This is a genomic window from Afipia sp. GW821-FHT04G03 (assembly GCF_059419985.1).
Genome location: NZ_JBWKSV010000001.1, coordinates 1,329,906 through 1,348,029, shown reverse-complemented (window position 1 = coordinate 1,348,029; position 18,124 = coordinate 1,329,906). Strand labels below are relative to the sequence as shown.

Annotated in this window: 12 protein-coding genes and 1 pseudogene; 7 read left to right on the top strand and 6 right to left on the bottom strand. The window is 61.4% G+C overall.

The annotated features are described in order from the left end of the window. Positions 1 to 81: 81 nt before the first annotated feature. Positions 82 to 2,820 (top strand): annotated as a pseudogene (ppc, locus tag AC07UB_RS06500) (phosphoenolpyruvate carboxylase); the annotation flags it as partial. A gap of 23 nt (positions 2,821 to 2,843) precedes the next feature. Continuing rightward, on the top strand, positions 2,844 to 3,632 hold the full coding sequence (locus tag AC07UB_RS06495) for a crotonase/enoyl-CoA hydratase family protein (RefSeq protein WP_494651659.1): 789 nt from the start codon (positions 2,844 to 2,846) through the stop codon (positions 3,630 to 3,632). A 71-nt stretch (positions 3,633 to 3,703) separates the two neighbouring features. On the opposite strand, the gene AC07UB_RS06490 is transcribed toward AC07UB_RS06495, so the two are convergent. The 4 genes from AC07UB_RS06490 to AC07UB_RS06475 form a co-directional block, all read right to left on the bottom strand. Beyond that, complete coding sequence (locus AC07UB_RS06490) at positions 3,704 to 4,624, bottom strand: SDR family NAD(P)-dependent oxidoreductase (RefSeq protein WP_492793077.1); 921 nt, start codon at positions 4,622 to 4,624, stop codon at positions 3,704 to 3,706. A 23-nt stretch (positions 4,625 to 4,647) separates the two neighbouring features. Next, entirely contained in the window at positions 4,648 to 5,787 is a 1,140-nt protein-coding gene (locus AC07UB_RS06485) for a thiolase C-terminal domain-containing protein (protein ID WP_494651660.1), read from the bottom strand. A gap of 5 nt (positions 5,788 to 5,792) precedes the next feature. After that, on the bottom strand, positions 5,793 to 6,206 hold the full coding sequence (locus AC07UB_RS06480; RefSeq protein WP_494651661.1) for a Zn-ribbon domain-containing OB-fold protein: 414 nt from the start codon (positions 6,204 to 6,206) through the stop codon (positions 5,793 to 5,795). Between the two features lie 102 nt (positions 6,207 to 6,308). Continuing rightward, on the bottom strand, positions 6,309 to 7,493 hold the full coding sequence (locus AC07UB_RS06475; RefSeq protein ID WP_492793074.1) for a nucleotide disphospho-sugar-binding domain-containing protein: 1,185 nt from the start codon (positions 7,491 to 7,493) through the stop codon (positions 6,309 to 6,311). 215 nt (positions 7,494 to 7,708) lie between these two features. Between AC07UB_RS06475 and AC07UB_RS06470 the strand changes: the two genes are divergently transcribed. The 3 genes from AC07UB_RS06470 to AC07UB_RS06460 all read left to right on the top strand — a co-directional run bounded on the left by AC07UB_RS06470 (position 7,709) and on the right by AC07UB_RS06460 (position 11,839). After that, on the top strand, positions 7,709 to 9,382 hold the full coding sequence (locus AC07UB_RS06470) for a glycosyltransferase (RefSeq protein WP_494655260.1): 1,674 nt from the start codon (positions 7,709 to 7,711) through the stop codon (positions 9,380 to 9,382). A gap of 214 nt (positions 9,383 to 9,596) precedes the next feature. Continuing rightward, the gene (locus tag AC07UB_RS06465) at positions 9,597 to 10,898 is read left to right on the top strand and encodes a tetratricopeptide repeat protein (protein WP_492793072.1); all 1,302 of its coding nucleotides are present in this window, start codon (positions 9,597 to 9,599) and stop codon (positions 10,896 to 10,898) included. 11 nt (positions 10,899 to 10,909) lie between these two features. After that, the gene (locus AC07UB_RS06460; RefSeq protein WP_492793071.1) at positions 10,910 to 11,839 is read left to right on the top strand and encodes a FecR family protein; all 930 of its coding nucleotides are present in this window, start codon (positions 10,910 to 10,912) and stop codon (positions 11,837 to 11,839) included. Positions 11,840 to 11,842: 3 nt separating this feature from the next. Here the strand turns inward: AC07UB_RS06460 and AC07UB_RS06455 are convergent, their stop codons facing one another. Then, a complete protein-coding gene (locus AC07UB_RS06455) occupies positions 11,843 to 12,751 on the bottom strand; it encodes a LysR family transcriptional regulator (protein ID WP_492793248.1) in 909 nt (302 codons plus the stop codon). 220 nt (positions 12,752 to 12,971) lie between these two features. Between AC07UB_RS06455 and AC07UB_RS06450 the strand changes: the two genes are divergently transcribed. After that, the gene (locus AC07UB_RS06450) at positions 12,972 to 14,027 is read left to right on the top strand and encodes an alcohol dehydrogenase (protein ID WP_492793069.1); all 1,056 of its coding nucleotides are present in this window, start codon (positions 12,972 to 12,974) and stop codon (positions 14,025 to 14,027) included. A 114-nt stretch (positions 14,028 to 14,141) separates the two neighbouring features. On the opposite strand, the gene AC07UB_RS06445 is transcribed toward AC07UB_RS06450, so the two are convergent. Beyond that, positions 14,142 to 16,844, bottom strand: coding sequence for a bifunctional acetate--CoA ligase family protein/GNAT family N-acetyltransferase (locus AC07UB_RS06445; protein WP_492793068.1), 2,703 nt, complete (start codon positions 16,842 to 16,844; stop codon positions 14,142 to 14,144). Between the two features lie 459 nt (positions 16,845 to 17,303). Between AC07UB_RS06445 and AC07UB_RS06440 the strand changes: the two genes are divergently transcribed. Continuing rightward, positions 17,304 to 18,104 carry an esterase/lipase family protein gene (locus AC07UB_RS06440; RefSeq protein ID WP_494651664.1) on the top strand — a complete coding sequence of 267 codons (801 nt, stop codon included), beginning with the start codon at positions 17,304 to 17,306 and terminating at the stop codon, positions 18,102 to 18,104. The last annotated feature ends 20 nt before the right edge of the window (positions 18,105 to 18,124 follow it).

The window sequence follows — 18,124 nt, the reverse complement described above, 5'->3', positions numbered from 1 at the left end:
TATCCCATGTCGCCAGAGGCGTCTTCAACCAGAAACCCTGACAACAGGCTTCGGGAGGGCGATGCCCCGTCGTCCGACGCCGATGCGCAGCTCCGGGCGGACATCCGGCAGCTCGGGCGCATTCTCGGCGATACCGTGCGCGATCAGGAAGGGGCGGACGTTTTCGATCTGGTCGAGCGCATCCGGCAGACCTCGATCCGATTCCATCGCGACGACGACAAGCCGGCGCGCCGCGAACTCGAAGCCATTCTGGACGGCATGTCGATCGCGGAGACCGTCCGCATCGTTCGCGCGTTCAGTTACTTCTCGCACCTGGCGAATATCGCCGAAGACCATAACAACATCCGCCAGCGCCGCGCGCAGGACATGGCAGGCACGTCGCCGCGCGCTGGAACGCTGGAATCTGCGCTCAACCGCGCACATGACGCGGGTATCGATGCGGACGCGTTGCGCGCGTTCTTCGCCAAGGCGCAGGTCTCGCCGGTGCTGACTGCGCACCCGACCGAGGTGCGCCGCAAGAGCACGATCGACCGCGAAATGGAAATCGCGTCCGTGCTCGATATCCGCGAGCGCACGCAGATGACCGCCGATGAAATTGCCGCCAGCGACGAGCAATTGCGCCGCGCGGTGGTGACGCTCTGGCAGACCAACCTGCTGCGCCGGACAAAACTCACGGTGCTTGACGAGGTCGCCAACGGCCTCTCGTTCTACGATTATACGTTCCTGCGTGAAGTGCCACGGCTGCATTGCGCGTTGGAGGACCGGCTCGCGGAGCAGGGCGGCAAGGCCGCTGAGGCGCAGGACGCGCCGGAACTTGCGACCTTCTTGAAGATGGGAAGCTGGATTGGCGGCGACCGCGACGGCAATCCATTCGTTACCGCAGAGGTAATGCGCGGCGCCCTTCGGATGCACTCGACACGCATCCTGCGCTTCTATCTTGCCGAACTGCATGAACTCGGCGCGGAGCTGTCGCTCGCGGCGCATCTCGCCGATGTTTCGCCCGAATTGCGCGCGCTGGCGCAGCAGTCGCCGGACCCGTCGCCGCACCGGAGCGGCGAGCCGTATCGGCTGGCGGTCTCCGGCATTTACGCGCGGCTTGCCGCCACGGCGCTGAAGCTGAACATCGAGACCAGTCGCCCGCCGGTCGGGAATGCAGCCCCGTATGCGGGGCCAGATGAACTGGCGCGCGATCTCGATGTGCTGCACGCGTCGCTCGTCGCCAACAATTCGCTGGTGATCGCACGGGGACGGCTGCGGCATCTGCGCCGTGCGGTGGACTGCTTTGGATTTCATCTCGCGGCCCTCGACATGCGGCAGAATTCCGCCGTCCATGAGCGGACCATCTCGGAATTGTTCGAGGCGGCGGCGCCCGGCACGAACTACAAGGATTTGCCGGAAGACAAGCGCATCGCGCTGTTGTCGCGTGAATTGAACACCGCGCGGCCGCTGGCGTCGCCGTTCGTTGCCTACGGTGAAGAGACGATCAAGGAACTTGGCGTGCTGCGCGCCGCGGCCGAAGCGCATGGCATCCTGGGCGAAGCCGTGATCCCCCAGTGCATTATCTCGATGACCGAGGGCGTTTCGGATCTGCTGGAGATCGCGGTGCTGCTGAAAGAGGCGGGGCTTGTCGCGCCGGACGGCACCAGCCGCCTCAATATCGTTCCGCTGTTCGAGACCATCGACGATCTTCGCCAGTGCGCGCAAATCATGGATAGCCTGTTCGCGCTGCCGGAATATCGCCGCCTTGTCGACAGCCGCGGCGGTCTTCAGGAGGTCATGCTCGGCTATTCGGACAGCAACAAGGACGGTGGTTTCGTCACCTCGGGCTGGGAATTATACAAGGCCGAGATCAGCCTCGTTGAAGTGTTCGCGCATCATGGCATTCGCTTGCGTTTGTTTCACGGGCGCGGCGGCTCGGTCGGCCGCGGCGGCGGGCCAAGCTACGACGCCATTCTGGCGCAGCCCGGCGGCGCGGTAGACGGGCAAATCCGCATCACCGAGCAGGGCGAAATCATTTCCAGCAAATACTCCAACGCGGATGTCGGCCGTCATAATCTGGAAATTCTTGCAGCGGCAACGCTGGAGGCGAGCCTGTTGCAGCCGAAGCATTCTGCGCCGCGCGATGAATACATTGCAGCGATGGAGGAGCTATCCAATCTCGCATACGCGGCCTATCGCAACCTTGTCTACGAGACGGACGGTTTCGAGGACTATTTCTGGGCTTCCACCGTGATCTCGGAAATCTCGACGCTGAATATCGGCAGCCGTCCCGCCTCGCGTACCAAGACGCGGAAGATCGAGGATCTGCGCGCGATTCCCTGGGTGTTCAGCTGGGCGCAGTGCCGGCTGATGCTGCCCGGCTGGTATGGTTTCGGCAGCGCCGTCGATACCTGGGTCAAGCAACATCCGGACAAGGGCATCGCGTTCCTGCAGGAGCTGTATCGCGAGTGGCCCTTCTTCCAGACGCTGCTGTCCAACATGGACATGGTTCTGTCCAAAAGCAGCATCGCCATCGCCTCGCGTTACGCGGATCTGGTGCCGGATGAAAAACTGCGCGTCGCGATCTTCGGCCGCATTCGCGCGGAATGGCATAACTCCATCGAGATGCTGCTGACCATCATGGGTCATGACCGGCTGCTCGAGGGCAATCCGTTACTGGAACGCTCGATCCGTAACAGGTTTCCGTATCTCGACCCACTCAATCACGTTCAGGTCGAACTGCTTCAAGCGCACCGCGCACAAAGCCCCGACGAGCAGGTGCTGCGCGGCATCCAGCTCACGATCAACGGCATCTCGGCAGGACTGCGCAACAGCGGCTGACAATCAAACAACGGGAGGAAACGATGACCGACACCGACACGATCCTCGTCGAGCGCGAGGGGCCCGTCACCATCGTTTCCATCAATCGTCCGGAGCGCAAGAACGCGGTCGATGGCGCTACCGCGCGCCGCCTGTTCGACGCTTTCCGCGCCTTCGACGCCGATCCGGAGTCATCCGTCGCGGTGTTCACGGGGACCGGCGGGGCGTTCTGCGCAGGCGCAGACCTGAAGGCCGTCGCATTGGGCGACCGTGAGAAAAAGCGCGAGCTTGGCGGCCACGACACCATCGCGCCGATGGGACCGAGCCGCTTGCGCCTGAGCAAGCCCGTGATCGCGGCAGTCGAGGGCCATGCAGTCGCTGGCGGCATGGAGCTTGCGCTGTGGGCCGACATGCGCGTGGTCGGTGAGGGCGCGACCTTCGGCGTCTACTGCCGCCGCTTCGGCGTGCCGCTGATCGATCTCGGCACCATTCGGTTGCCGCGCTTGATCGGACATTCACGGGCGATGGATCTGATCCTCACGGGTCGTGCTGTCGATGCGAAGGAAGCCTTTGATATCGGTCTCGCCAACCGGCTCGTGCCGAAAGGCGAGGCGCGAGCGCACGCCATTGCATTGGCGGGAGAGCTGGCGCGCTTCCCGCAAGGCTGCCTGCGCAACGACAAGCGCTCGGCGCTGCGTCAATGGGATCTCGAAGAAGAGGACGCGATCAACGACGAGATGCAGGGCGGCCTTGATGTCATCGCCTCCGGCGAAACGCTTGAAGGAGCCAAGCGCTTCGCCAGCGGAGCCGGCCGGCATGGGGCGTTCAAGTAGCAGCGAAGTGTTTCTTTCACCTCTCCCCACAAGCGGGGAGAGGGCGTGCAGCCTGTTTCGGTAGTTGCGTCTCAGATCGCGTCCCACGAGAAAATATCCGCCGAACGGTCGAGCTTGTAGAACGACGACTTTAGCGCCGGCATCCCGTGTTCGGCGATGGTCTGTGGCGTCCAGCCTTCCGCGCGGTGGATGGAGCGCAACGGGCGTGACTGGCCCATCAGGAAAATCTCGTTCATGCGGACGGCGAAGATCTGTCCGGTCACGTCCTTGGCGGCGTCGCTCAGCAGGAACACCGAGAGCGGCGAAATTTTCTCCGGTCCCATCTGCTGCATACGGGCGACGCGCGCCTTCTCTTCCTCGGTCTCGGTCGGGATGGTGCCGATCAGGCGGCTCCACGCGAACGGCGACACGCAATTCGAACGCACGTTGAAGCGCTCCATGTCGAGCGCGATGGACTTGGAGAGCCCGACGATGCCGAGCTTGGCCGCTGCGTAGTTCGCCTGGCCGAAATTTCCGATCAGGCCCGAGGTCGATGTGAAGTGGACGAACGCGCCGCTTTCCTGTTCGCGGAAAATACGGGCGGCGGCGTGCGAGGTGTAGAACGAGCCCATCAGGTGAACCTTGATGACCGACTCGAAAGCCTCGACGCTCATGCGATGGAAGATCGCGTCGCGCAGGATACCGGCGTTGTTCACGACGCCGTCGAGGCGGCCATAAGTATCGATCGCCTGCTTGATGATCTTGCTGGCGGGGATCGCCTCCGCTACCGTTTCGAAATTCGCGACCGCCGTGCCGCCGCGCTTCTTGATTTCCTCGACGACCTCCTCGGCGGGCGCTGCGTTGGTTCCCGAGCCGTCGGCGGCGACGCCGGGATCGTTGACCACGACTTTGGCGCCTTCGGCGGCGGCCAGCAGCGCAATCTCGCGGCCGATGCCGCGGCCTGCGCCGGTGACGATGACGACCTTGCCGTCCAGCGATTTTTTGTTCGACATGATTTAGCTCCTGTTTCTCGCTGTCAGCGCTCGTTGGTGAAAATGATGGTGCCGCTGGCGGCGAACATGCCGCCGACGCCATGGCAGACCGAGATCTTCGCGCCTGGCACCTGCGCCGGCGCGATGCCGCGCATCTGCCGCACGCTCTCTTGCAGGGCGTACATTCCGTACATGCCGGAATGCATGTAGCTGAGGCCGCCGCCATTGGTGTTCATCGGCAGCTTGCCGCCGATGGCGGTATTGCGGTCGGCGATGAATTTGCCGGTCTCCTCATGCGGCATGAAACCGAGATCACCCAAGCCAAACAGCGGCAGGTGCGCGAAGGCATCGTAGATCATCAGATGGTCGACGTCCTTGTGCACGATGCCGGCCTCGCGGAACGCCGTCGGCCCCGCAACCTTGAACGCGCGGGATGAGTTGAAGGTTTCCATCTGGCTGACCATCGGGGTCTCGACGCTTTCTCCGGTGCCAAGAATATAGACCGGCTTCTGCGGAAAATCCTTGGCGCGGTCGGCGCTGGTCAGGATCAGCGCGCCGCCGCCGTCGGTGACGAGGCAGCATTGCAAAATCCTGAACGGATATGCGATCATCCGCGAGTTGAGCACGTCTTCAACGGTGATCGGGTCTTTCATCATGGCGCGCGGATTCTTCGCGGCCCACTCGCGCTGCACAACCGACACCATGGCGATCTGTTCGTGGGTGATGCCATAGGTCTTCATGTAGCGCAGCACGGGAATCGGAAACATGCTGGGCGGGCCGTAGACGCCGAAGGGCGCCTCGAACTGGCCTTGCAGGCTGTCTGCGGGAATCGAACGCGGCAGCTTGCCGATCATCGATTTGCCGCTTTCGGCGTGGGTGATGAGTACCGTCTTGCACAGGCCCGCCTCGATGGCCGCTGCGGCGTGGCGAACATGCAGCATGAACGAACAGCCGCCGACCGACGTGCCGTCCACCCAGGTCGGGGTGATGCCAAGATAGTGCGCAAGTTGCTGCGGGGTTTCGACCGCGGTGGCGATGCCGTCGATGTCCGACAGCTTCAGACCCGCATCCGCCAGCGCGTTCAGCGCGGCGTCGGCGTGAAGCTGGATTTGCGATACGTCGGGAATGACCCCGAGCTTGGTGGTTTCTGCCGCACCGACGACGGCGACCTGATTTCTGCGCATGGTGCTTATCCCTTCGCCGGGCGGAACTGAGGAAGGGTGATCTTGTCGCTGACTTTCTCGAAGGCGACCTCGAGCTTCATGTCGAGCACGAGCGCTTCGGGCGTCTGCGGACAGTCGAGGATATTGCTCATCATCCGCGGGCCTTCGTCGAGTTCGACCACGGCGATGGCGTAGGGCGGCGTGAAGCCGGGCGCGGCGGGCCGGTGGTTGATAACGTAGCTGTAGAGCTTGCCCTTGCCGCTGGCCTTGAACACGCTGACCTTGCGCGACGCACATGACGGGCAAAACGGCCGGGGTGGAAAATAGACGTTCGCGCAATCGTCGCAGCGTTGCAGGCGCAGTTCGCTCGCCTGCGTGCCTTCCCAGAAGTGTTGGGTTTCGGGCGTTGGCACCGGTAAGGCGCGCGAAGGTGCAACCATTGGCAGTCTCTCCCTGATCGGCTTCTTGTTAATTGATCGATTAACTATGCCGATATTCTTCACTCCGGGCAAGTGGAGCCCGCAGCGCGAGAGGGAGGTCTGTTATGCGTTCAGGAGTTTCAGGGCGGCGGTCTCGAACGCGGCCAGAGGATTCAGCATTTGCAGCATCTCGCGATGCCGCTCGCCGACCTGCATCGCCCGCTCTGCCATAACGTCGTCGGCGAGGAGGGCCTCGATCGTCTCGGGCTCGACCTTCGAGTTCGGATCGAAATCCTTGATCATCATCCCTACGCCCGCGTTCTCAAGTGCGGTTCCGTTCAACTGCTGTTCGATGTGGGTCACCAGCGCAAGCTGAGGGACCCCCGCCGCGAGGGCTTCCGCAGCAAGCCCGCTTCCGCCGAGATGAACAACGAGGCGCGTCGATGGCAGCGTCTCGCGTAGAGGCAGCGGACGGTGATGAATTTGAGCGCCCCCGCTGCTGAGCGCTGCCGATTGTTCGGCCGTCAAATCCGGCGCATGGATATCAAGCCAATGCGCGAACGGCTGGAGCGCGCCGACGATATCGGGGCGAAGTGCATAGCCTCGCGAGAGATAAACCAGAACGCGGTCAGCATCCTGTTGACGCGCGATGGGAGCGCTGCCGAACACCGGACCGTTCGCGCTCTCAAGCCGTTGCGCGTCATAGGGATCGAGCAGCGGGAAAGTTTCAACGAGCCGCGCATCCGCTTCGAAGACCTGGGGAAGCCTCTCCAACGGTGAACGCCCCATCGATCGCAAAGCGCGATTAACAGTCGATAGGGTCTTATCTTCATCGCATCGCGGAGCATATGAGCGGTGGATCAATGGAAACCGCTTCATCTCCGACGGTGGCAATGTGTATCCGTTTCCGACGATCATCAGCGGGATACGGCCACGCGACATCAGGCTGGAGGCGGGCGCGTAATCCGCCACGACAAGATCCGGCCGGACGGTCTGGAGGATCTCATCCCATTGCAGAAGCATGGGCCGCAGCGCGTCTTCATTTCTGAGGCCGAAGGCAGACAGCAGATCGTTCATTGTCGCTGACGAATGAGCCGCGCGTTCCTCTTGCGTCTGGAATTCGATGGGCCACGGCGGGGCCTGGAAAGTCTCCACGCCGGCATCGCGAAGAATCCGCGCCGATTCCAGATTTCTCGCGGCGGCGAGCAGGCAGACGTCATGACGTTTGAGGACCGCCGCAAAGCGGCTCAGGCTCGTGACATGGCCGATTCCGCCGCCCAACTCCCAGGTAAAAAGGACCGTCTTCATGACGGATGACGCTCCCGGGGGGTTTGCGTGAAGGATAGTGGTTTGGGAATATTGCCTATAACAAGTGAAGATCAAACGGGAAACTCCGGACATTCCTTATGACGTCACAAGCGCCGACATCGCAACGCCAGGAAGTCAGGGTTTTCTGGACGGGCCCCGTCCTGAGCTATTACGAGCAGCTCTCGCTGAAAAGCGTCGTCGCATCCGGCGCTCGGGTGATTCTTTATACCTATGAGAAGGATCTGATTGTTCCGGACGGCGTAGAGCTTGCCGATGCGGACGAGATATTGTCGGGCCCGGTTCATCAGTTTCGCCACGCCAATGGCGACAAGTCCTTTGCGTTGCACTCCGATTTGTTCCGGTATCTCGCCGTCTACAAGTTCGGCGGCTGGTACATGGACCTGGATATTGTTTTTCTGGGCCAGCAGCTTCCTGCGGCGAAGACGTACGTCGCCTATGAGCGATGGGATTCCGTCAATGCCGCGGTGATGAAGTTTCCCGAACGATCACCGGTCATGGCTGGCGCAATCGACGAGGCGTGGCGTCTTTTGCCGCAAGCCGGAATGGCCACGACCGATGCGGCGCGCGTTGTGATAGGCCCCGCGCTGTTCACGCGCCTGATCGCGGAATACGCGCTGGATCATCTGGTCCTTCCCAAATCCAAGGCCTACGAAATTCCTCATACGGACGTGCTCTCGTTCTTCAATCCCGCCGCTTGCGATAGCGTTGCGCAGCGTCTCGCCGAAAGCGACTTCACGCATCTCTGGAATGAAGCGTGGCGATTATACCGTATCCCTAAAAATTACGGGCCGCCGGAGGGCAGTTATCTCGATCTGCTGTTCAAGCGTTTTGGCATTCACGTTTCCGCGCGGGCTCGTTTGTCATACGACGCAATCGAGGCCTGGGTCCGCGAGTACCGTGTTATCGAAGAGCTGAAGACGAAACTCGGACTCGACAGAGTTCGCTATGACTCGCTCGATCACCTCGCGCGGTCGATACACGTGAACGGCTGGCAGCCGGGGATGCGCCTGATCAATGAGGCGGACGAAAATCCTTCGCCTGTCCGGCAACACGTCACTGTACGTGAGCCCCAGACCGTCCGGACGTTCTGGCACGGCGATACCATGGGACCATATCAGTTGATGTGTCTGCGCAGCTTCGTCGAGCGCGGTCATCGCGTGCAGGTTTTTTCTTATAACCCCGATCTGCGTCTTCCGGACTGGATCGAAATCAAAAGCGCCGATCTCATCATGGGACGCGAACGCATACTGCGTCCGCTGTCGGAGAACGGTCCGGTCGCAATCCACGCGAATTTGTTTCGCTATGCGTTGCTCCATCAGCTTGGAGGATGGTGGATCGACCCGGACGTTTTGCTGCTGACTCCGGATCTTCCTGAAGGGGACGTTTTCTTTGCTGGTCCCGATATCTTTGATCGCGTGCCTATGGGCGCGCTCAAACTTCCGCCGGGCCATCCGCTCCTGGCGGATGCAATCGCTGCAGCGGAATCGCTCGGCGATTCCCTTGAGGATTGGGAGAGATCTGGCGCGGACTTGTTGACGACCCTGATCGGCAAGCACGGATTCAGAGATTTCCGGAACCGGGCACCGCTGGGACCTCTCTCCTGGTTCGAGGTGCCGAGCTTGTTCGACCCGGCATATGCAGGTGAATTGAATCGAAAGTGCAATGATTTTTGCTTTTTCCAGATTCACGATGAGGTCTGGCGAAGAGCCGGTGTGCCTCATAATCTGGCACCCCCGGAGGGATCGTTTCTGGCCTTGCTGTTGGCCAAACATGAGACGGACGCCCGTTTTCCGGCCCGAATGGCCTTCAACGAAGTGAACCGATGGCTCGCTCACATGTACCAATGCGTACGGCAGCGTCAGGCTTGATGACGATCGCGGCGATCTGACTTGGTTAAAACGGGAATCCTTTTTCGGCAGCTGTAGCAAATCCGCCACGCGCTGCCCCGGTTATACCGTTGATTGTGCAGGTTTTCCGTGTTTTTTGTCGGAGATTGAAAGTCTACGGGGTTTTTTGGTTATGTTGTTTTGCGTGCACCGCGCCTTTGGAGGGCTGCGATCGGAGCTTTCGCGCCGAGGCTTGATGATTGCATGCGCCGTCATGCTGTCGATGCCATCTGGTGCTGCGTTTGCGCAAGACGCTGCGCAGCAGGACCAGTTGTTCCAGCAGATGGTCCGCAATCCGAAAAATCACGAAGTGACATTCGAATTCGTCAGGGTCGCGACATCACGCGGAGACTACGAAGCCGCCATCGGTGCGCTCGAACGTTTGCTGTTTTACAATCCCAAACTGACGCGCGTGAAGTACGAGCTCGGTGCGCTGTATTTCCGGCTCGGCTCCTATGAGATGGCCAAGCGATATTTCAATGAAGCCCTCGCCAGCCCGGATATCGACGCGGTTACCAAACAGCGCGTCGAGACCTATCTGCCGGACACCGAGAAGCAGCTTCAGCCGAGCCGGTTCTCCGGTTTCGTGCAAACCGGCATCCGTTCGCAGAGCAACGCGAGCTTCGCGCCTGGCGGCGGAATTCTGCGCCTCGGTGGCCAGGATCTGGCTCTGCTTCCGACAGCGCGTCAGAAAAGCGATGTCAATTGGTTTGGTCTCGCTGGCGTGAGTCACGATTACGATCTTCAGAACCAGCGCGGCGACATTCTCGAAACGCGCGCCGTCGGTTATCTGACGCAGCAGGATCGTCTGCCCGATCTCAACGTTGGCACCGTGGAGGCAAGCTTCGGCCCGCGGCTGGCTTTGGCTCCGGAGCTTTTGCCCGGCGCAACCATCAAGCCCTATGTCGTTGGCGGTAATACCTGGCTGGCCGGAGCCAACTATCTCTCCACCGTCGGTGCGGGCGTGTCGCTGAAGTTTCCGGTGAACGACCGGTTCTCCTTCGGTCCGGATTTCGAGTACCGACGCGCCGAGTTCAAAACCGGAGATGTCATTCCGGTGTCCGGCTTCAATACCGGCGATTGGTTCACGACCGGTATCTCCGCGAGCGCGGTCATCTCTCAGCAGATCAAGCTCGACACGCGCGGCCTTTATCGGCGCGGCGAGTCGGCATTCGCATTCCAGTCGTTCGACCAGTGGGCCATCGAAGCCGCGTTGACGTTTGAATTCGCGCCGCCGGCCGATTGGATGTCGCGCAACTGGAGCGTTGCGCCATTCGTGCGGCGTATCGAGACCCGGTTCGATGCGGCCAATCCATTTATCGATCCGTTCACGGTGCGGAGCGACGGACAATGGTCGGTCGGTGCGCTTTTCAACGCGCCGATCACGAAGACCTTCGGTCTTTCGACCGCCGTGCAGTACGACCGGACCACGTCGTCACTGCCCAATTATCGCCTCGAGAACTTCTCCGTGATGTTCGGCCCGACAGCCCGTTTCTGAGGTAGCAGCAAATGTTTTTCCGCAAACCCGCATACTTCACGTCGTTGTTGACCGCGTGGCTTTCGACCACGGCGCTCATTCAGAATGCCGATGCGCAAAATTCAGGACGCGTCGGGGCTGTCAATCTCGAAGCGACGGGTACGCCGCCCGGCGCGTCGTCACGCACGCTCACGATTGGCACCAACGTCATCTACAAGGAGCGGGTGCAGACGTCGGCGCAAGGTTCGACGCAGATCATGTTTCCCGACACCTCGACATTGAACGTCGGCCGCAATAGCAACATCGTTATTGACGAATACGTCTACGATCCAAATGCCGGCACCGGCAAAATGGTGGCGACCGTCAGCAAGGGCGTGATGCGTTTTGTCGGTGGTCAGATCAGCCACACGGCGGGCGTGACGGTGAATACGCCGGTTGCGACGCTCGGCATTCGGGGTGGCGTGGCGACGGTGGTCTATCCGATCCCGCCAGGCTTTACCGGCTCCGATCCGAAGCTGGCGCAGGCTCGCGGCGAGATCGTCATCGGGCATGTCGGTTCGGTCGTCATCAAGAACAACACTGGATCGGTAATCGTCAGGCCCGGCTACATGACATGGGTATCCGGCCCGAACGATCCGATTCCGGAGCCGTTCCCGATTCCGGATTTCCTGCTTCAGAAAATCATAGCCGCGCTGACGAGCGGGCAGGGGCAAACCGGCGGCGTTTCGGATTTACCGACTGACCAGATGGCCGCCCGTCTTGGCTTTGGTAAAACCATCGTCACCGATCCGGCGAAGCCGCCGGGGACCGATCCGCTGGGTTACTTCTCGATCTTTGACGGTGGCAACGCCGTTGCAAAGAACAAGTCGCAATCAAATCAGACCAACTCCGTTCAGACGAATCAATCTCCGCCGCCCGTTACCGGTGGCTCCGGCGGTTGTTATTCGGGCTGCGGATACTGAGAACTACTGTCCATTCGCCGGCATGAACACCGCGTGAGATCGGCTGACCTCCTCGGCAATGAAATCGGCCGTGACCCGCACACGCGCGATGTTACGCAAGTCGCTGTGCAGCAACAGCCAGAATGTCCTGACCAAACGAAAATCCGGAAGCACGCGCACGAGTTGCGGCTCGTCCCGCGCGATGAAACACGGCAGCACGCACAGGCCGGCGCCCGCGATGGTGGAGTTCAGTTGCGCGATGAGGTTCGAGCTTTTGATCGCAGGCCGCAGCTCGGGTGACACGAAATGCGTGTACTCCAGCTCGGGCGAGTAAATCAGATCGTCGATATATGAAATGAACCGGTGAGACGGCACGTCGGCCGCGGTCTTGATCGCAGGGTGGTTGGCCAGATAATTCGGCGATGCATAGAGACCGAGTTCGTAATCCGTCAGTTTGCGGGAGTGCAGCCGTCCTTCACTGGGCTGTGTCAGGCTGACAGCGATATCGGCTTCGCGACGGGACAGGCTGAATTCACGCGGCATCGCGACGAGTTCGACGGTGAGTTCCGGGTGCCTGTCACTGAGTTGACCGAGGCGCGGCGCCAGAAATTTCGTTCCGAAGCCGTCCGGTGTGCCGATCCGGACTGCGCCGGTGGCCTCAAGTTTCGCATCGCCGATGGATTGAGCCGCGGAAGTCGCGAGCTGGTCCATCTGCTCGGCCATTTCCAGCAGCCGTTCGCCGGCCTCGGTGAGAGACGAGCCGCTGGTGCGCCGATCGAAAAGCTGGGAGCCCAGCGATGATTCAAGGGCGGCAATCCGGCGGCTGAGCGTTGAATAGTCGATTTTCATGCGCTTCGCCGCCGCCGTCATGCTGCCGCTGCGCGTGATGGCCAGAAACGATCGAACAAGATTCCAGTCAAACTGGTCGGTCATCGCGGTTGCTTTCGATAGTCGCCGGCGAGCGCCGAAATGCCGCCGTCTGCATACGTTGGGTAATCCATCCCGCACGCCGGGCCAAGGTTCATCTAAGCGGCGGCGGGCACAATGCGGCGGCCCATGGCCGTATTGACAGGGCCGCCTTCGCTCGCCTCTACTCCCGCCCGATAACAGCCTCCGTGCATCAGTTGCCGGCATAAGAAAAGGGAGAAGCGCGATGAAGAGTTTCCAGGTTACGGAATTCAATGCTCCGCTGACGGAAGTGGACATCGCGACTCCCCAGCCTTCCGGCTCGCAAGTGCTGCTCAAGGTCAAGGCTGCCGGCGTCTGCCACAGCGATCTTCATATCTGGGAGGGCGGTTACGACCTCGGTCACGGCCGAAAGCCGCTGTCGCTGAAGGACCGCGGCGTTTCGCTGCCGCTCACCATGGGTCATGAAACGGTGGGTGAAGTCGTGGCGCTCGGTCCTGATGCCAAGGGCGTGGCGGTCGGTGACGTGCGGCTGGTGTATCCCTGGCTCGGCTGCGGCAAATGCGAAACGTGTCAGACCGGCGATGAGAACATGTGCATCGTCAAGTCGAACTCGCTCGGCGTGTTTTGTGACGGCGGTTACGCCGATCACATCACGGTGCCGCATCCGCGCTATCTCATCGACCTGAAGGGGCTCGATCCGGTCACGGCCGCGCCCTACGCTTGTTCCGGCGTTACGACATACAGTGCGATCAAGAAAGTGGAAGCGGTGTTCGATCGGCCCATCGTCATCTTCGGCGCGGGCGGGCTCGGGCTGATGGCTCTGACGCTGCTGAAAGCCATGGGTGGCAAGGGCGCCATCATGGTCGATATCGATGCGAGCAAGCGGGAGGCGGCGGAGAAGGCCGGCGCGCTCGGCACCGTTGATGGCGCGGCACCCGATGCCTTGCAGCAGATCATGACGAAGGCCGGCGGCCCGATCCGTGGCGCCATCGACCTCGTCGGAAATTCGGCGACCGCGCAGCTCGGCTTCGACTGTCTGGCCAAGGGCGGCAAGCTTGTCATGGTCGGACTGTTCGGCGGCGGTGCGCCGTGGGCGCTGCCCCTGATCCCGATGAAGGCGATCACGATTCAGGGAAGCTATGTCGGAAGCCTGCGCGAGACGCAGGAATTGATCGATCTCGTCCGTGAAAAGAAGATCGCGCCGATTCCGGTCACGACGCGGCAATTGAAGCAGGTCGATGCGACGCTCGAGGACCTGAAGAAGGGCAAGCTCGTCGGCCGCGCGGTGCTGGTGCCTTAACGGGATCGGCCGTTTACTGCGCCATCATGCCGGCGTAAGCCCAGACAATGATGGCCAGCGCGATCGCTGCTGAAATGACAAGTCTGGCCATCATGAACCTCCGAAGCGCGTTTTCTATTTTTCGTGTGCCGCGAGCGGCAGGACAACCAGCGATATATCCGAATTCTGCGGATCGGGTCGAATTTCGAATCCGAGCCGTCTGCACATGTCGAGCATAACCGTGTTCCGGCTCAACACCTGACCGCGGATGGCGCGCACGCCTTCGGCGCGGCCGTATTCGATGATCATTTTCATGAGCATCGAGCCGAGACCGATGCCTTTGAGATCGGTCCGGATCAGAACCGCATATTCGGCGCTGGCGAAATCCGCGTCGGTGTGGAGGCGCACCACGCCGAGCATCCTGCCGGTGGTTTCCTCGATGGCGATGAACGCCATCGCGCGCGCGTAATCGAGCTGTGTCAGTCGCGCGATGAACGGATGCGTCAGTTCTTTCATCGCCGAGAAGAACCGCAGCCGGACATCCTCCTGACTCACATGCGCAAAGAATTCGGGATAAAGATGCTCGTCTTCCGGCCGGACTGGCCGCACGAAGATGGCTCTGCCATCCTTGAGCGTGAGACGCCGCTCCCATTCCTTGGGATAGGGCCGGATCGCAAAGCGATAATGCCCTGAGCCGCGGATCGACTCGCTGAGCGGCGCGATCGATACCTGAGCATCCACCGCGATAACGCCTTCCTTGTCCGCCAGCAGCGGATTGATATCGAGTTCGCGGATTTCAGGCAGGTCGGCCGCCATCTGCGCCAGCTTGACGAGCAATAGCGCAACTTCGGCTTCATTCGCTGCTGGAACGTCGCGGTAGCTCTTGAGAATGCGCGATACGCGCGTGCGCGCGATCAGATCCCGCGCCAGATTGAGGTCGAGCGGCGGAAGCGCCAGCGCCTTGTCATTGATAACCTCGACCGCCGTGCCGCCGCGGCCGAACACGACGACCGGGCCGAACGTCGGATCGTCGGCGAGGCCGGCGATCAGTTCGCGCGCGCGGGGCCGCAGGATCATCGGATGCACGGTCACGCCGTCGATACGCGCCTTCGGGCGCATCGTGCGCGCGCGTTGCAAAATCTCGTCGGTGGCAGCGTGGACCGCGCGTTCGCTGGTCAGGTTCAGCCGCACGCCGCCGACGTCGGACTTGTTCAGAATATCCGGCGAACTGATTTTGACGACGACGGTGCTGCCTTCCGCCAGAATGGAGGTTGCCGCACGCGCGGCCTGATCCGGATCGCGCGCCAGCACGGCGGACGCGATGGGGATCGAATAGGCCGCGAACAGCTCGCCGATTTCGATCGGGTTGAGCCAGCCGCGCTTGTCCTTCAAGGCGTTCTGGACGATCGCGCGGCCGGCCGCCACGTCCGGCGCGAAATCCTCGGGGAGACTCGGCGGTGTCTGCATCGCCACGTCGAGGCCTTCGCGATAACGCACGATGTGCATGAAGCCGCGCACGGCGTCGGCTTCGTTCGGGAAATGAGGAATGCCCGCTTCGCCGAACACCGCAGCGGCTGGCCCGCTGTCGCCGACCCAGGTGGTGAACACAGGCTTGCGCGAGTACGTCTCGGCGCGATGCTTCTTCACCGCGGCGACAACCGATTTTGCGCAATCGACGGGCGAGGCCAGCGTATTGGGCGAGTTCATAATGAGAACCGCGTTATTCGCCGTGTCGCCCAGCACCCGCTCGCAGGCTTGCGCATAGCGCTCGCCATCGGCATCGCCGAGAATGTCGATCGGATTGGCGTGCGACCATCGCTCCGGCAGCACCTTGTCGAGGCTTTTCTTCACGTCTTCGGAAATTCCTGCGAGTTCGCCGCCGAGATCGATCAACCGGTCCACCGCGAGCACACCGAGGCCGCCGCCATTGGTGACAATCGCGAGCCGGTGTCCGTGGGACGATTGCAGATGCCCGAGCGTTTCAGCGGCGGAAAATAATTCGTCGAGGTCGAGCACGCGCAACAGACCGGCACGGCGAAACGCCGCGTCATAGACGGCGTCCGATCCTGCGAGCGCGCCGGTGTGTGTCGCCGCGGCACGCGCGCCCTGGGTGTGACGGCCAGACTTGATGACGACCACGGGCTTGACGCGTGCGGCGGCCCGAGCAGCCGACATGAACTTGCGAACATCGCTGATCGACTCAATGTAAAGCAGGATGGCGCGCGTATCACTATCGAGGGCGAAATAGTCGAGCAGGTCGCCGAAATCGATGTCGAGATTTTCGCCGGTCGAAACGATGGCGGAAAATCCGACGTTGCGGTTCGCGGCCCATTCGACGAGGGCAGTCGAAATCGCGCCGGATTGCGAAATAAGTGCGAGGTCGCCGGTCTGTGGCAGACGCGACGCGAAGCTGGCGTTCAATTTGATGCGCGGCACCAGAACGCCGAGCGAGGGGCCGATCAGGCGCAGGCCGGTCTTCCGCGCCGTCTGCGCGATGGCTTCGGTATATGAGCCGGTGCCGAGGCCGAGGCCCGCCGAGAGCACCATCGCGGCTGGAAATCCGCGAGAACCCGCCGTCTTCACGATGCCCTGGATGATGGACGGCGGCGTCGAGATGATGGTGAGATCGGGTGTTCCGGGAATATCCTTGATGTCTCGGAGCGTCTTGATGCCCTCGATTTCGGAATGCTTGGGATTGACCACATAAATCGGCCCGCTGAATCCGCCGGCGATCAGGTTTCGCAGCGTCGCGCCGCCGACCGAGGCAGGCTTGGAACTCCCGCCGACAAGAGCGATTGAGCGCGGGACAAAGAGGTGCTCGAGGCGATAGGTGCTCATAAAGGGTCCCGGGCCATCATCGTTACAGGCTATCGCAATTCGGCGGGAAATGTGCCCGCCATGGGGCGGGCGCGCAGGCATGACGTCGCATGGCGCGAATCCGGTGGCGCACTCCGGCTAACATCTTCCGGATGATGGTGCAGAGCAATAAAATTCACCACGTTGCCCCCGAGGAGGGCTTTTCAGCGAAAGCCGATTGGCACGAGGCGCGACATGCTTCTAGACTGGGCGGATGTTGCCCTAGTACCCACTTTCCGAAGTTCGTACTCCGCCTCCGCAACGACTTTCACGAACTTCGGAAAGTTATGGGTACTAGCAAGCTAATAATTCTAGTACCGCTTTCTATTGGAAGTTCCTGATTGGACTCGCAGCTTGCGATGCAGGAACTTCCAATAGGCGGTACTAGACAGCGCAGGAACGTGTTGCGATGACGTGTGTGCTCTGTCGAGGTAGATCGCGATGACAGTCAACGAGAGCCACCTCGCCGAAAAAGGCCGCCTTCGTCCGCCAAATCTCGGGCTGTTTCTTGCCGAGGGCAGGGGCGTGTTCGAACTAAATGCGACACTGCTTTTGTCTCCCGCGCTTTTGACGGCCCCGCGCGGCGACGGTCATCCCGTTCTGGTGCTGCCCGGCCTGCTTGCGAGCGATGTATCGACGCTGATCCTGCGGCGCTATCTCGACCTGCTTGGGTTCTCCACGCATCCCTGGGGCTTCGGGCGAAACACCGGCGGCGTTTACAGCATGAGGGAAAAGCTGGCCAAGCTCTTGACCAGCGTTCACGCAACGACGGGCCGGAAGGTCAGTCTGGTCGGCTGGAGTCTGGGCGGTGTTTACGCGCGCGATCTGGCTTTGCGGATGCCGGACATGGTGCGTTATGTCGTGACCTTGGGAAGCCCGTTCGCAGGCGACATCACGGCGACCAACGCCAAGCGCGTTTACGAAATGGTGTCCGGCGAGACCATTCAGGATGCCGACATCAAAGACATTCAGGCCTTGTCCGGCGATCTGCCGGTGCCGACGTCATCGCTCTATACCCGCACCGACGGAATCGTGAACTGGCGGACTTGTCTCGTCCGTGAATCCGACACCGCTGAAAATATTGAAATCTCGCTCGCGAGCCATATCGGCATCGGCGTGAACGCGGCGGCGCTATGGGCCGTCGCCGATCGTCTCGCGCAGCCTGAAGGAGAATTTCATCCGTTCGACCGCTCAGGGCCATTCGGATTGGCCTACGCACGTCCGGAGAGAACCAGCGCTTAAAATACGATTGCCGGATGAGA

Excerpts from the sequence above, each read along its gene's own strand:
- AC07UB_RS06495 (WP_494651659.1), top strand. The coding sequence starts at position 2,844 with ATGACCGACACCGACACGATCCTCGTCGAGCGCGAGGGGCCCGTCACC.
- AC07UB_RS06490 (WP_492793077.1), bottom strand. The coding sequence starts at position 4,624 with ATGTCGAACAAAAAATCGCTGGACGGCAAGGTCGTCATCGTCACCGGC.
- AC07UB_RS06485 (WP_494651660.1), bottom strand. The coding sequence starts at position 5,787 with ATGCGCAGAAATCAGGTCGCCGTCGTCGGTGCGGCAGAAACCACCAAG.
- AC07UB_RS06480 (WP_494651661.1), bottom strand. The coding sequence starts at position 6,206 with ATGGTTGCACCTTCGCGCGCCTTACCGGTGCCAACGCCCGAAACCCAA.
- AC07UB_RS06475 (WP_492793074.1), bottom strand. The coding sequence starts at position 7,493 with ATGAAGACGGTCCTTTTTACCTGGGAGTTGGGCGGCGGAATCGGCCAT.
- AC07UB_RS06465 (WP_492793072.1), top strand. The coding sequence starts at position 9,597 with ATGATTGCATGCGCCGTCATGCTGTCGATGCCATCTGGTGCTGCGTTT.
- AC07UB_RS06460 (WP_492793071.1), top strand. The coding sequence starts at position 10,910 with ATGTTTTTCCGCAAACCCGCATACTTCACGTCGTTGTTGACCGCGTGG.
- AC07UB_RS06455 (WP_492793248.1), bottom strand. The coding sequence starts at position 12,751 with ATGACCGACCAGTTTGACTGGAATCTTGTTCGATCGTTTCTGGCCATC.
- AC07UB_RS06450 (WP_492793069.1), top strand. The coding sequence starts at position 12,972 with ATGAAGAGTTTCCAGGTTACGGAATTCAATGCTCCGCTGACGGAAGTG.
- AC07UB_RS06445 (WP_492793068.1), bottom strand. The coding sequence starts at position 16,844 with ATGAGCACCTATCGCCTCGAGCACCTCTTTGTCCCGCGCTCAATCGCT.
- AC07UB_RS06440 (WP_494651664.1), top strand. The coding sequence starts at position 17,304 with ATGACAGTCAACGAGAGCCACCTCGCCGAAAAAGGCCGCCTTCGTCCG.